Source organism: Pseudomonas sp., from assembly GCF_049590575.1.
In the GTDB taxonomy this organism is placed as follows: Bacteria; Pseudomonadota; Gammaproteobacteria; order Pseudomonadales; family Pseudomonadaceae; genus Aquipseudomonas.
In genome coordinates, this window is record NZ_JBAWDE010000168.1 from 1 (window position 1) to 13,302 (window position 13,302).

Annotated in this window: 14 protein-coding genes; 3 read left to right on the forward strand and 11 right to left on the reverse strand. The window is 61.4% G+C overall.

Features of this window, described 5'->3' with window-relative positions; translation table 11 throughout:
• The 11 genes from WBR57_RS12020 to tssB form a co-directional block, all read right to left on the reverse strand.
• Positions 1–769, reverse strand: a 769-nt coding sequence (locus tag WBR57_RS12020) for a type VI secretion system Vgr family protein (protein WP_424084011.1), incomplete at its 3' end; no start/stop codon positions are given.
• 25 nt (positions 770–794) lie between these two features.
• Entirely contained in the window at positions 795–1,052 is a 258-nt protein-coding gene (locus WBR57_RS12025; RefSeq protein ID WP_258346608.1) for a PAAR domain-containing protein, read from the reverse strand.
• Positions 1,053–1,121: 69 nt separating this feature from the next.
• Positions 1,122–1,634, reverse strand: coding sequence for an Hcp family type VI secretion system effector (locus WBR57_RS12030; protein WP_424084012.1), 513 nt, complete (start codon positions 1,632–1,634; stop codon positions 1,122–1,124).
• A 103-nt stretch (positions 1,635–1,737) separates the two neighbouring features.
• Entirely contained in the window at positions 1,738–2,586 is an 849-nt protein-coding gene (gene icmH, locus WBR57_RS12035; protein ID WP_424084013.1) for a type IVB secretion system protein IcmH/DotU, read from the reverse strand.
• Positions 2,579–3,925 carry a type VI secretion system baseplate subunit TssK gene (gene tssK / locus WBR57_RS12040; RefSeq protein WP_424084014.1) on the reverse strand — a complete coding sequence of 449 codons (1,347 nt, stop codon included), beginning with the start codon at positions 3,923–3,925 and terminating at the stop codon, positions 2,579–2,581. The genes icmH and tssK overlap by 8 nt, the downstream gene beginning before the upstream one ends.
• A gap of 37 nt (positions 3,926–3,962) precedes the next feature.
• The gene (gene tssJ, locus WBR57_RS12045; protein WP_424084015.1) at positions 3,963–5,312 is read right to left on the reverse strand and encodes a type VI secretion system lipoprotein TssJ; all 1,350 of its coding nucleotides are present in this window, start codon (positions 5,310–5,312) and stop codon (positions 3,963–3,965) included.
• Positions 5,309–6,331, reverse strand: a complete 1,023-nt coding sequence (gene tssG, locus WBR57_RS12050) for a type VI secretion system baseplate subunit TssG (RefSeq protein WP_424084016.1) — start codon at positions 6,329–6,331, stop codon at positions 5,309–5,311. The genes tssJ and tssG overlap by 4 nt, the downstream gene beginning before the upstream one ends.
• Positions 6,295–8,061 (reverse strand): type VI secretion system baseplate subunit TssF, encoded by a 1,767-nt coding sequence (gene tssF / locus WBR57_RS12055; protein ID WP_424084017.1) that lies wholly within the window; start codon positions 8,059–8,061, stop codon positions 6,295–6,297. The genes tssG and tssF overlap by 37 nt, the downstream gene beginning before the upstream one ends.
• Positions 8,062–8,068: 7 nt before the next feature.
• Positions 8,069–8,482 carry a type VI secretion system baseplate subunit TssE gene (tssE, locus tag WBR57_RS12060; protein WP_424084018.1) on the reverse strand — a complete coding sequence of 138 codons (414 nt, stop codon included), beginning with the start codon at positions 8,480–8,482 and terminating at the stop codon, positions 8,069–8,071.
• Positions 8,483–9,955, reverse strand: coding sequence for a type VI secretion system contractile sheath large subunit (tssC, locus tag WBR57_RS12065; RefSeq protein WP_424084023.1), 1,473 nt, complete (start codon positions 9,953–9,955; stop codon positions 8,483–8,485). It lies immediately after the preceding gene.
• A gap of 37 nt (positions 9,956–9,992) precedes the next feature.
• Complete coding sequence (tssB, locus tag WBR57_RS12070) at positions 9,993–10,496, reverse strand: type VI secretion system contractile sheath small subunit (protein ID WP_424084019.1); 504 nt, start codon at positions 10,494–10,496, stop codon at positions 9,993–9,995.
• Between the two features lie 335 nt (positions 10,497–10,831).
• On the opposite strand from tssB, the gene vasI reads away from it, so the two are divergent.
• From vasI to WBR57_RS12085, 3 genes are all read left to right on the forward strand, one after another.
• Positions 10,832–11,494, forward strand: coding sequence for a type VI secretion system-associated protein VasI (vasI, locus tag WBR57_RS12075; RefSeq protein ID WP_424084020.1), 663 nt, complete (start codon positions 10,832–10,834; stop codon positions 11,492–11,494).
• Positions 11,482–12,900, forward strand: coding sequence for a type VI secretion system protein TssA (tssA, locus tag WBR57_RS12080; protein ID WP_424084021.1), 1,419 nt, complete (start codon positions 11,482–11,484; stop codon positions 12,898–12,900). Before vasI ends, tssA begins: the two co-directional genes overlap by 13 nt.
• A 5-nt stretch (positions 12,901–12,905) precedes the next feature.
• Positions 12,906–13,302 (forward strand): contractile injection system protein, VgrG/Pvc8 family (locus WBR57_RS12085; RefSeq protein ID WP_424084022.1); only part of this gene is annotated, 397 nt, incomplete at its 3' end.

Sequence of the window (13,302 nt, forward strand, 5' to 3'; positions counted from 1 at the left end):
CTTTGTGCTGGTTGTTGAGGTCCTGATCGCCGGTGGCGGTGTGCTGTTGGTTGTAGCGCGGATGGGTGAAGGTGTAGTCGCGCTGCACCTGCATGGCGGTGCGCACCTGTTCGGTGTAGTGAAAGCGATTCAGTGCCGGCTCCAAGGCGTCGCCGCCACTTATGGGTTGGTAGATCACCGGGCAATCGGTGTGGGTGCCGATGGTGCCCAGGCCGCCGACGCGGTCGGTGAGGACCAGGGTGTGGCCGTCGGCGCGGTGTTCGAAGGTGTAGAGCAGGCCTTCTTCGGCAGCGAGGCGGGCGATGAAGTCGAGGTCGGTTTCGCCGGCCTGCACGCAGTATTCGCGGGGCTGGTGCTCGAAGCAGATTTCGCTGCGCAGGTCCGTCAGCTTCTGCTCGGCGAGCATGCTGGTGATGATCTCGGGCACCGTCTGGCCCTGGAAAATGCGCCAGTTGGAGCGCAGGTCAAAACGTTTGAGGGTCGGCTCGACCACGGCGGTGTAGCGGGTGCGGCGAAAGCCGGTGTCGCCCTGCTGGAACAGGCTGACCAGGCCGTGGACGTAGCGCACCGGGGTGTCGTCGCGCCAGATGGTGAACACCGCGGCCAGGTCGAGCATGCGGTAGAAGTCGATGGCCTGATGGTGGCTGACCAGCTCCAGTTCGAGTTTGAACGGCTGGGACAGGCCCTCTTGGAGGGTGAACGAGACCACTTCGAAGGGATCGCCCCGTAGCGGTTCGAAGGTGTAGCGCAGGTCGCTTTGACGGGGCATGAAACCTCCTTGTGGTGAAACCGGGTCAGTTGATTAACCAGCTGGCATCGCCGTTTTCCAGGATGCCTTCGTGGTCGGTAGTGTCACCCACGCGGGCCACGGCCTTGCCGTTGATGACCATTGATGGCGAGCCGCTGATGATCACGGCACCGCAGCCGAGTGTGTCGCCGACGCGGGCGATGGCGCGGCCGTTGACGGTGACGTTGCGCGTGCCACTTTTGACGGTGGTAGGGCCACATAAGGGGCAATCATGGTCGTGACCGACCAGAACGACGGCAGGCATAGCGCCTCCTTGTAAATATTGATTCAGTAAACATTCCGCCGCCTGTGCGGCGGAATGTGCCGGTGGCGGTTACGCCGGTTTACGCCAGTCATCCGACGCTTCGGTGCCGGCCACCACATGGGTCCAGCTGACCTTGCGATAGGCCAGGCTGGTCTTGATCAGTTGGGTGTAGTTTTCGTTATTACTGTTTTGCGCGTGGGGCAGTACGGTGTGAATGTTGACGACGGTGGCGTCTTCCAGTTTGGTGGTGAAGAAGTGCTCCTGCTTGCCGTCGCCCGAGGTGCGGAACCACTTGACCTCGACGGTGGGCAGCATCTCGCCGGTGGCTAAAGCCTGGTAAAGCATGGGCGAGGCTTTGCTCAGGGCGCTGGTGAAGATCAGCGGTTTATGTACGCGCTGGCCGGCAGGCTGGCCACTTTGCGGGTCGGTCGGCGCGGCGATCTGGTGGTCGATTTCCTGGGCGAGGATTTCGTCCTCGTGGCCTTCCACATAGACGTTGCCCACCGAATCAGCGGTGAACGCACCTTTGGTGATATGGCCCTGGTTTTTGCCGTGGATGCTGATGTACGCAGGTGTTGGCATGACATGCTCCTTGTCGCGATGTGTAAACGACGCTTAGGTCGTGGGTTGTGGCCCAAGAGGCCATGGCTTCGCAGGTGCCCGGGATGAGCACGCTGGAAATCGGTTACAGGTTGAGAAGCCGCTCCAGGGACACCAGCACTTCTTGGGTGATGGCGTTCAGGCGGATCGTGTAGATCGTGTAGGCGACCGTCAGCACCACGGCGGCCATGGCCCAAGGTGTCCACAACGGCCAAGCGCGTTTGATCCGATAATTGCGCGGCGCGACGTTTTTCAGCGGGTCGGTCAGATGCTTGGGCGTCTCGCCGCGCAGGGGGCGCAACAGACCGTGCAGTTGGTCGATGATCTTTTGTATCTCGTCATCGCCCTTGATATGGGCACCGTATTTACCCATGAGGCCGGAGATCAGGCACTGGTACATAAACTCCAGCACATGCTGGTACCGGGCGGCTTCGGGGATCATGTTGTTCATGACGGTGAAGAATTTTTCGCCGCCTTGGGTTTCGTTATGAAACTGGCTGAGCAACGAGCGTGCACTCCACGTGGAGAGTCTGCCCCAGCTGGTGCGCATGACCACCTCGTCGATCAACAGGCAGAGGCTGTAGGAGTAGGCCTTGAGCATGCCGGCGTCGTAGTCGAGCTGGCTGACTTCCTCCATGATCGTGGTGATCTGGTTGCTGACGCTTTGGTACAGCGCGGGCACATCATCGTGCTGGTCCAGACGCCGCAGGCGGATCACCAGACCGATCAGGGGCGTGGCGGCATCGCAGAGGGGGTTCCAGGCCAGTCCACGCATATCGAATTCGGGGTCTGCGAGCAGCACGGGTTTCTTTGGCGTGGCCTGTTCATTTGCAAGGTCTGGTTCTTGACTGCTGGTGGCCTGTTGCAGATAGTTGAATATCAGGTTGCTGTCGTCTGCTGGAGGCTTGATTTCGGTGGGCATGGACTCACTCATCTTTTTCACTCCTGATCGCCCAGAACTGCAACTCCAGTTCCGGGAATTCGCCGGCAATATGGAAGCCAAACCCGCTGGCGCTGCTCAGGCTTTGCCAGGCGGGATGATGACGGTCGAGTTCGAAGTAGCTGAAACCGGCATGGAACGGCAGGTGCCGCGGCGCCACCGGTAGCGGCAGCAGCGCAATGCCCGGCAGTTGCAGGCTGACCAGTTGCTCCAAGCCTTCGGCAGAGCTGATCTTGATCTGCTTGGGCAGTTGTTGGCGCAGGGTCTGTGCGGGCAGGTCGGCGCGCACGGCGAGGATGAATTCGGCGTTTTCCAGCAGGCGCTTGTCACTCAACTCGGCAGTGCGCACGCCGTATTGCTGCACCACGATCGGCAGCGATACCGCACGCGGTTGCAGCACGGTGCCCAGGGCGCGGCGCAGGGTATGTTCCAGAAGCTCGAAGGACGCGCGCAGGTTGTCGTGCTGGTAGGCCGGGTATTCCTGGGGCAGGTGGCCGTCATCGGTAAAGGTCACCAGCTCGCCGCAGGCCTGCGCCAGTGCGATGTACAGCCGCTCCGGGTGGACCTGGCGTTGGCGGGCCAGGTGCTGGAACAGCGGGAACAAGCGGTTGAGGGTTTGCAGCAGGTTGAAATCAGAGACGTCAGCCACCCCCGATTGCCCCGGTGAACCGATACGCTGGGACAGGTTCTTGGCCCGTTCGCGCATCAGCCCGGCCACTTCACCCAGGTAGCGGTGCAAGGCCGGCACAGCTTGCAGGGACAGGCTGGTGGGGTAGAAGTGCTCGTCCATCACCAGGCTGCCATCCGGGCGCTTGTCTTTGATCCTGCCGATGGCGATGCCGGTAAAGGCACTGCGGTCGCTGCGTTCGAGCATCAGTTGCAGGTTGGGCACGGCCAGGTCCATGCCCACCTGATCGCCGTCATCACTGTGGGTGTCGCGGATTTCCTCGCGACGGGCGATGTAGCGGCTGTTGCCGTACTGGTCGGGCCAACGCACTTCGAGGGCGCCGTTGGACCGCAGCGGCAGGGCCAGGTAGACAATCTGGTTGACTGCGCTGCTGTCGGCAATTTCCAGCGGCGCGGGTGGCGCCAGGTCGCGGGGGATATCAAAGACACTGCCGTCGGGCATGATTCCACACGCCTTGGTCAGAGCGACCTTGCCGAAGCCCAAATATTCGCTGTTCAGCTCCAGCTCGCTGAAGCCGTAGAGGGCATCGTTCAGGCTGTGCACGCGCTGATGCACGGCGGCTTCGGCGGCGCGGGCCTGTTGCTGGAAGTGCTGGGGTTTGACGAACAAACCTTCATGCCAGATGACGGGGTTGCGTGAACTCATGGGTAATTACTCTGCGCAAAAGCGGTTGAAAATGACGTCATCGGGTTTCCCTTTTGAGGCTGACCTGCTCGGCGTCCAACTGCACCAGCACGGCGTATTGGCGGCCCTTGGGCTCGACGCGCAGATGCTGTTTCCATTGGCCGACATCGGCGCTGTGGTAGTTGGCGATCACCGCGATAAACCGGGTGTCCTCATCCAAGGGACGCAGGTCGACGAACTTGAATTGGCCGGGCTGGAGCAGGTAGTCGTCGGCGCGGATGTAGGTGCTGCCCAGGGTCTTTTTCAGGTCTTCAGCCATGGCCTGGGGGCTGGCATTGACCAGGAGCGAGTCGTCGGTCAGTTGCACTACCTTGAAGGCGATCGGCGTGGCGACGTGCTGCAGTGCCGGGTTGCCCCACGGCGTGGTCAGGCTGATGCCTTGGGCGTCGTATTGGCCCAACAGCGTGTCTTCGAGGGGCGACATTGGCACCGCGGGCTCGGGGTCCTCGGTCAGCGGCGACTGGGCCGGTACGTTCTCGTAAAGGTGGGTAAGCAGGGTTTGCACTTTGTCGGTCAATGCCTGCGGGCTGCTCGCCTGAACGTTGAGGGTGTAAGGCGCGCGGCTCGGGTCTTCATCCGGTGCGGTGCCGGTGCTGATCAGGCGCGGGTTGACGTGATCACTGGCATGCAGGCTCAGGGAGTACCGACTGGGTTGATCGTCGGGGCTGCCCACCGGGATGGAAGGGTCCCGGACCACCTGGCCGATTTTTCCGAGCAGGGTGCAGCCGCCGAGGGTCAGGCAGACCAGCAACAAGGCGCCCATACGTAGGCTGCTGAACAGGCTGACGGTGCGCTTGGGGGCTGCCGCGCAAATGACGGCCGGCGGTTTTGGTGGCTGCGCCGCACTCATCGCTCGCAGCGGATCGCCTTGTTCCGCCAGGTTCACGGGCTGGCAAAGGCGCTCGAACTCCAGGCAAGTGGCTGGTCGCGGATCGGGCAGGGGCAGTCCTGGAAAATCCTCCACGTGCCAGGCTTGCATGCCTTCCGGCTGACCCGAAAACAGCTCATCGAGGGACCGCTGACCCGGTGCGTGGTCACCCAGCTGCACCGCGACCCGATATGCGCCAATCTGCAACAGGTCGCCATCGTTGAGGCTCACCGCAACGTTGCGGCCCAACGGCAAGCCATGGCCATTGGCGTAGGTACTGCCACTGCGATCGATCACGCAGAAGCGCCCTTCGACGACGCGGATTTCGCAGTGGTTGGGCTGCACGCTGTTGTGGCGATCTTCCAGGCGCCAGTCCGCCGCGGCACTGCCGATGCTGCCACCTTGTGGGCCAAACCGGTGAAGGGGCAGATACCCGTGCAACAACTGCGCAGGATTATTGATTACTAACGTCAACTTCATGTGCGCCCCCGTATCCGCACCACGGCGGGATGACGTTGTTGCTGATGTTCGATAAAGCTGGTCCAGCCCAGGTGGGTGCCGCTGTCACGTTGCAGGTTGAAGGGCGGTACGTCTTCGTCGCGCAGCCCTAACTCCAGGTCGTAGGCGGTGACGTCACGCAGCAGAAAGTCCATCAATTGGCGCAGCCGTCCGAACTGCTCGCCGCTGGGCAAAAACTGCCGAAAGCGTGCCTGGGTCAGGTTGGGAATCACCAGGGTGAACTTGCTGGCGCGGGTCTTGCTGCGGTCACCCACCACAAAGTCGCTGCCCAGGGTGCCGTTGGCTTTGCCCAGCTCAAGCCGTTGGCGCTGCGGCAAACTCACCGAACGCGCCTCGAATTCGCGGATGTACACGCCATGCAGGTCGAAGCAGTGTTCGACAATGCCGGACACCACCGAAGGCGAACGGCTGCGACTGGCGATCAAGCCGGCAAAGCTCAACAGACGTCCCCAGGGCAGTGGTGTAGTGCCGCGCAGGTCGTTGTCGTTCAACCCGATCAGGGAAAACACATAGCGTGAAAAGCGGTCGCTGGCCTCGGCCTGGAAGCGAATGTAGTAGCGGTACTTGCGCCAGCTGTGGTGCAGCAGGGTCAGCAGGCGATGATTGAAGAAGTCCATGAACGCCGGGCGAATCCCGCGTTCCTGGGCCTGCTCGTAGGCCAGGCGGTCCAGGTAGTAACCGGGCAGCGGCGAGTCGGTGCCGTGCAGGCCAAAAAAGCTGGTCTGCAAGCGGTAGCGCACCTCTTCGCGGTCCTCTTCCACCCGCGCGGCCAACACCACGTCGGAAGCCGGAAAGCCCAGCCCCGCATGGCTTTGCAGGCGCACGCGCCGCCGCGTCGCCGCGCTCAAAGGCTGTGCTTCCAGGTCATCGTCATGCAAAGCGTGCAGATGCTCCAGCAGACGGTGAAACGAGTAGTTCCGCGCGTCGGCCAGCAGCACGTCGGCTAGATTACGGGTTGTCTGCCGGTCAACAGTGGCCATTCGTAGCACTCGTTGTTGGTGGTATTGATCACTTCCAGGCGATGGAAGGAATTGATGCTCGCGTACAGGGCGAAGAAGTGCGAAAGCACGCTGCCGAACAGGTACAGCTCGCCCTCGCAGAGGAACGCGTTCTGGTCCAGTTGCAAACGGGTCTGCAAGCCGCGCACCGGCTGGCCTTTCATCAGCCAGTCGATGGGGGTGGTCACCGCCTCATGGATACCGTTGAGGCGTTTGCGGGTGGCGCGGGCCTGCTGCAGGTCGTGCAAGGCGGCGAAGTCATAGGCGCGGATCACCGCCTTGAGCGGCTCGGCCGAGAGTAGCGACAGGTAGTTCAGCGACAGGTTGGAAATCAGCGTCCAGTGCAGGCTGCTGTCCAGCACGGGCCGGTAGCTTCGAGTGGGTGCGATCAGATTTGTATACGTGGCAAACGACGGCGTGACCTCAGTGGACAGCGACACATCCCCAACGCCGAGCAACTGCGGCAGGTCGCGGTTACTGCATGTCAACTCGATGGACGCCGCCTCATGCTCGCCGATGTATAGGCTCTCATCGCCGCGCACAAAGGCGATGCGATGACGCAACCCCTCGCGCCCGTGGGACTGCTCGATATGCGTGCGGAAATACAGCGCCGTTCGGCCCCGCGCGTGTTCGATCTCATGCTGAAACGACTCGAATGGGGTAAAGCGCCGCAACGGATCGCCCTTGCGCTCCTTGTCGGCGGCATCCCAGCCGGCTACATGGTCGACACTGAAAATTTCGTAAGCATCGGGGCGGTTGGCACTGGGGCTGATACGCCGTTCCAGGCTGTGCCCGTCCAGTTCGATAGGGTTGGCATCATGGCGGAACAGGTTGACCGCCGCCGCGCAGTACAGGTGCAGGTCGCTGGTGCGCAGCCGGATATCCGGCGGCATGGGCCGGCTGAACTGAAACTCGAAACGCAAGAGGGTGGCGCTGACATCCGGCCACATGTGATTCAGACGGTTCAGGCTGAAAAAGTGGAACCGCTGCGGGAACACAAAGTATTCCTGCAGGATCCGGTAGCCGTCGAACACATTGCGCGGATAGGGCAGCAGTGCCTCTTCGGCGGTGAAACCGGGAAAGCCAATGTCCTTGGCTGACAGGCGATAGCTTTGCCCATTGATGTGCAGCGTGACGCTGTCCAGGTAATGGGAGAGCCACAGGTACAAGGTCAACGCGGTCGCGTTATCGCCGCCCAGGTGAAACTCCAACTGATCGCAGGCCATGCTGGTCAGCGGTTGCTCCGTCAGTACCTTGAGGTCGATGCGCATCACCGAGGCCTCACGGCTGTGGGCGTCGCTGACTTCCTGCAAGGCCAGCGGGTACAGGTTGACGTCGGTGCAGGTGCGAAACTGGCAGGAGATACCATTCACCGGTTTGGCGAACAACGGCGTGCCCTTGGGAATCACCTGGCGCTGGCTGATCGCATCGAGCAGCGGTGTAAAACGGATGATGGTCGCACTGGGCAACGGCCGAAGGTAGTTGGGCCAGAGCATTTGCAACAGCGGATGAGTCAGCTCCGGCAAGTCATCGTCGATCTTCATCCCCAGCTTGGCGGTGAGGAAGGCAAAGCCTTCCAGCAGCCGTTCCACGTCCGGGTCGCCGGCCTGCTCGCCGAGAAATTGCGCCAGCTGAGGGTTGTCCTCGGCAAACTCGCGGCCGAGTTCGCGCAGGTAGCGTAACTCCTCGGCAAAGCGTTGTTTCAAGTCCATCGCATCCTCATTTCACGCGGGTGTAGCCGTCGCGGCCATGCATGGCCACCTCGATCTGCACCTGTTCTTCCTTGTGGTTGACCCGTACCTGGCAATCCAGGCGAAAGTTCAGCTCCAGCGGCAGGTCAGGGTCGGGCTGATAACGCACGCCCGTGACCTTGATGCGCGGTTCAAACGCTTCCACCGAACGCCGGATATCGGCGCTGATGGCTATCACCAGATCACTGCTGGCCTGGGTGACCCCGTTGAAATCGCGCAGGCCCAGCCCAGGGCTGCTTTGTGAGCAGCCCTGGCGTGAGTTGAGCACCTGTTCCAGGTGGCGTTTGATCGCCTTGACGCGCTGGCGCGCCTGCTCATCTGCGCTGCCGGGGCGGTAGCGGGGTGCGTCGGGTTCCAGGCGCTCAAACAGGCTGCCGCCCACTTATTGGGCGTCCAGCCGACCGACCAGGGAGATCTCGAAGTTGGCGCCCATGTACTTGAAGTGCGGGCGCACCGCCAACGACACCTGGTACCAGCCCGGGTCGCCAGCCACGTCCTGCACCACGATCTGCGCGGCGCGCAAGGGGCGACGGCTGCGCACATCGGAGGAGGGGTTTTCCTGATCGGCGATGTATTGCTTGAGCCAGGTGTTCAACTCGCGCTCCAGGTCCTGGCGTTCCTTCCAACTACCGATCTGCTCGCGCTGCAGCACCTTGATGTAGTGGGCCAGGCGGTTGACGATAAACAGGTACGGCAACTGGGTGCCGAGCTTGTAGTTGGTCTGGGCTTCCTGACCTTCGCGGGTCTTGGGGAAGTTCTTCGGTTTTTGTACCGAGTTGGCCGAGAAGAACGCCGCGTTATCGCTGTCTTTGCGCATGGTCAGCGGGATAAAACCGGCTTCGGCCAGCTCGAATTCCTTGCGATCGGAGATCAGCACTTCGGTCGGGATCTTGGCCTGCAACTGGCCGAGGGATTCGTACAGGTGCACCGGCAGGTCATCCACTGCGCCGCCGGATTGCGGGCCGATGATGTTCGGGCACCAGCGGTAGCGGGCGAAGCTGTCAGTGATGCGCGAAGCCATCAGGAACGCGGTGTTGCCCCACAGGTAGTTGTCGTGGTTGCCGTCGACGGTTTCGTTGTAGCCAAAGCTGCGAATCGGATTCTCCAGCCCATCGTAAGGCGAGCGCAGCAGAAAGCGCGGCAGCGTCGCGGCGATGTATTTGGAATCTTCCATCTCACGCAGGCTGCGCCATTTGGTGTGGCCCGGCCCTTCAAAAATGTCGCTGACTTCCTTGACCGACGGCAGGTCCTGATAGCTCTTGAGGTTGAAGAACTCTGGGCCCGCAGCCATCACGAAAGGGGCATGGGCCATGGCGCCCACGGAGGCGACGTAGCTCAGCAGCTTCATGTCCGGGGATGACGGGCCGAAGGTGTAGTTGCCGATCATCGCCGCGATCGGCTCGCCACCGAACTGACCGTAGCCCGAGGTGTAGGCGTGCTTGTACAGGCCGCTGCGGGTGATGTCGCCGGCGTTATCGAAGTCGTCCAGCAGCTCTTCTTTGGTGACGTGCAGCATTTCCAGCTTGATGTTCTCGCGAAAATCCGTGCGATCCACCAGCAGCTTGAGCCCACGCCAGGCTGACTCCAGCTGCTGGAACTGCGGCTGATGCAGGATCATGTCCATCTGTTGGCTCAACGCGCGGTCGATTTCAGCAATCATCTGGTCGACCCGATGCTTGTTGACCGGCTGCTGATGATCGCCGCTTTGCAGGATCTCGCTGATAAACGCAGCCACGCCTTGGCGGGCAACGGCATAGCCTTCCTGGGACGGGCGAATGGTGGTGTTGGCCAACAGTTGGTCGAGCAACGACGGCGGTTCGTCAGCCACCACTACTTGGGCGGCGGCGCTTTCCATAGGCATGGGGAGTACTCCATTGAGAAGGGCGTTCAAGTCAGTTGTTAGGCGCGTCGAGCACCAGGTTCAGTTCATTGGCCAGGCGTTGCCGGGCGGTCTCATCGGTCAGCAGGTTTTGCAGGTGTTTGCGAAAGGCCGGGACATTGCCCATCGGGCCTTTGAGCGCAACTAAGGCTTCGCGCAGTTCCAGTAACTTGTTCAACTCCGGAACTTGGCGGGCGACCGCGTCGGGGCCGAAGTCATTGATGTTTCTGAATTGAAGTTGCACGTTCAAGTCGGTGTCTTGGTCGTTGTTCAGAACAGACGGAACTGCCATGTCCAGAGCAACTTCGGCTTTGGTCAGCACCTCATTGAAAGTGTCTTTGTCGATACGCACAGCTTGTCGGTCTTCCAGGGCAGTTAGTTCGCCGTGGCCTTTGAAGTCACCGGTAATCAACAGCTTCAGTGGAAGCTCCACTTCTGCATGTTGATCGCCCGTGGCCGGGACGTATTTGATGTTGACGCGTTCTTTGGGCGCGACAGAACCCTGAGTTTTCGACATGGGAACAATCCTTTTCGTAAAGTCGGTGTATTAGAACCAGCTGTTTCCAAGTTTGTCATGTAGGACGATGTGGACGCGATTCGTGGGTGTTGGATGTAGGAAGAGTCGTTCTTGTTGTTTGCGTATTTGTCCTACATGAAGTGCAGGCTTTATCTGAGGGAGGGTTCTGTTTGTTCGGCTTTTGGCCAGAAGTAGTATCTCTTTTACTTGCCTATCAATTGTGTCTTGGGTGACGCTCGTAAAGTTGATCAAGAGAACGTTAAGACTGACTACGTTAGTTCGAAAGTTCAAAAAAATCCGGTTCGGATTTCGGTGAGGCATGTCAGGAGGCGTTGATGCGCGATGGACGGCGAGGGTGGCAGTGGGGGCTTTGTCTGGCGGTTGTGGCGGTGATGGAGGGGCAGGCGGCGACACAGGATTGTCCTTCCATCGTCTCGCCCTTGAAGCGCCTGGAGTGTTTTGACGTGGCTGCCGGCACGCCCATCCATCACGCAACGGCGGCGCCAGCTGCCATCGGCCGGGTATTGCCGATTGTCGATCTGGTGCAACGCAACGAGGCCAGACGCCCTTCTGAGGATCAGCGGTTCCTGCTGTCTTCGTTTCCGGAGCCGGACAATGAGCAGCAACAACGGCTGGTGATTTCAGCCCCAGCCTTGGGCGCGTTGCCGCCCCGGCCTTACCTGGCCATCAGCTGCGAATCGAACATTTCCCGTCTGCAACTGGTGCTGGATGAACCGGCCAAGCCCAACAAAATTCGCATACAGCTGTTCAAGGACGAGCGCGCGGTGTCCGAGGCGTACCACTGGCAGGTGCTGGACGATGCCGGCCTGGTGGTCGATGCCGGGCGCGGGCTGCAGGCGATTGCCTTGTTGCGCAACATGGGCGGCGGCCAGCGTCTGCGGTTGGAGAGTGACTATTCGCGGTTGCACGGTCTGGTCTTCGACGCTGAAGGGCTGGGTGAACTGATCGAGCAGGAGCGCCAAGTATGTCGCTGGTGATCGACGTGCCGGCAGACACCGTCAAGCTGCTGCTGACCCTCATCGACCCGGCGCAACCAGCCGGGCATTTTGATGTGGAGGACGAAACCTACCAGTCCATCGATCAGGAGATGGTCAAGCTCGGCGGCCTGCGTGAAGGCGACATCGACTGGCCGTATATCGACGAAGCGTCCCGCCAATATCTGGCGACCCAGTGCAAACACTGGCGCGTCGTCGCGCACCTGCAGGTGGTGTGGCTGCGCACCCGGCAATGGGCGCGCTGGGCCGATGCTCTGGGCCTGATCGCCGGCATGGTCGAACTGTATTGGGACAGCGCTCACCCCAAGCCCGGTCCCACCGGCTACCTCAACAAACGCAAGAACGTCCAGCGCCTGTTGGGCGACCTGGGGCAGGCGTTGCCGGCCCTGGAGCGCAGCAGTTTTGAACCGGCTTACCAAGCTATGGCGCAATTGGCCGTGGCCACTCTGCAACGCTGTGCCGAAAGCGCCAAGCTCGACCCGGCACCGTTGGACGCGTTGCGACGCCAATTGGACAAGTACAGCGAGCCGGTCGCTTCCAGTGAGCCCACCCGTGTGGCGACCTCCGGCAGCGTGCTGGAGTCTGCCTTTTTCACCCGCCCCAAACCGCAAGCGCCGAGCAATGAGCGCGAACAACGCCGCGCCGTGTTGAACATGGCCGAGCAGATCAACCAGCAAGACCCCTATGACCCCACCGGCTACCAACTGCGCCGCTTCGGCCTGTGGTCGCACCTGCGCACGGCGCCGCCCATCACCCGTGACCGTCGCACCGAATTGACCACCGTGCCCAAGGACATCGTCGACGGCTACCAGGATGCGCTGAACCACAACGCCATTGAGCCGAACTTGCTGTTGCGCCTCGAAAAAAGCGTCTGCGCCTCGCCGTACTGGCTGCGCGGCAGTTACCTGGCCGCCCAGGTCGCTTCGCGTCTGGCGATGGAAGAAGTAGCCCGTGGCATCCGCCAGACCTGCGAGCGTTTCGTCTGCCGCCTGCCGGCCCTGTTGGAACTGTGTTTCAGCGACGGCACGCCGTTCGTTGATGCACAAACCCGCGCCTGGATCACGGGAGCCGATCAGGCCGACGCCACAGGCAGCCCGGTGCAGGAATACGCCAGTTTGCGCGACGAACTGACCACCCAACTGAATACCGAAGGCGTGGAAGTGGTGCTGCTGCGCTTACAGGACCTGCACGCCACCCATGACGCCCCGCGCCAGCGCAGCTATGCCACGGTGATTGCCGCCGACCTGCTTGCATCGCGTGGCCTGTCGTGGCTCGCGGACGATTTGTACGCCAGCGTTGCACGGCTGATGCGCGATACCACAGCGCAGGGCTGGGAGCCGGAGTTGTATCAGCGGGTGGCGACCGTTATCAGTGAGAGTAAGGACTAGCCGCGATGCCTCGTCAAAGTGACCTGCGTTTTACCTTTGAGCCCTTGAAGGGCGATGCCTTCGAGGTGGTTTCATTCACGCTCGAAGAGGGGCTGTCCGAGCCGTTCAAGCTCACCCTGGAGCTGGCCAGTTTCGATGCCTCCATCGATTTCAATCGGGTATTGGATCTGGCGGGGCTGTTCACCATTTGGCGCAACGACACCCCGGTACGCTACGTCCACGGCCTGGTCAGCCTGTTCCAACAAGGCGACACCGGCTTTCGCCGCACCCGCTACACCGCCGTGGTCGAGCCGACCCTCAAGCGTTTCGACCTGCGCTCCAACTGGCGCATTTTCCAGGGCCAGACGGTGCCCGAGATCATCACCAGCATGCTCGCCGAGCAGAAGCTGACGGACCTGCGCA

Excerpts from the sequence above, each read along its gene's own strand:
- WBR57_RS12025 (WP_258346608.1), bottom strand. The coding sequence starts at position 1,052 with ATGCCTGCCGTCGTTCTGGTCGGTCACGACCATGATTGCCCCTTATGT.
- WBR57_RS12030 (WP_424084012.1), bottom strand. The coding sequence starts at position 1,634 with ATGCCAACACCTGCGTACATCAGCATCCACGGCAAAAACCAGGGCCAT.
- icmH (WP_424084013.1), bottom strand. The coding sequence starts at position 2,586 with ATGAGTGAGTCCATGCCCACCGAAATCAAGCCTCCAGCAGACGACAGC.
- tssK (WP_424084014.1), bottom strand. The coding sequence starts at position 3,925 with ATGAGTTCACGCAACCCCGTCATCTGGCATGAAGGTTTGTTCGTCAAA.
- tssJ (WP_424084015.1), bottom strand. The coding sequence starts at position 5,312 with ATGAAGTTGACGTTAGTAATCAATAATCCTGCGCAGTTGTTGCACGGG.
- tssG (WP_424084016.1), bottom strand. The coding sequence starts at position 6,331 with ATGGCCACTGTTGACCGGCAGACAACCCGTAATCTAGCCGACGTGCTG.
- tssF (WP_424084017.1), bottom strand. The coding sequence starts at position 8,061 with ATGGACTTGAAACAACGCTTTGCCGAGGAGTTACGCTACCTGCGCGAA.
- tssC (WP_424084023.1), bottom strand. The coding sequence starts at position 9,955 with ATGGAAAGCGCCGCCGCCCAAGTAGTGGTGGCTGACGAACCGCCGTCG.
- tssB (WP_424084019.1), bottom strand. The coding sequence starts at position 10,496 with ATGTCGAAAACTCAGGGTTCTGTCGCGCCCAAAGAACGCGTCAACATC.
- vasI (WP_424084020.1), top strand. The coding sequence starts at position 10,832 with ATGCGCGATGGACGGCGAGGGTGGCAGTGGGGGCTTTGTCTGGCGGTT.
- tssA (WP_424084021.1), top strand. The coding sequence starts at position 11,482 with ATGTCGCTGGTGATCGACGTGCCGGCAGACACCGTCAAGCTGCTGCTG.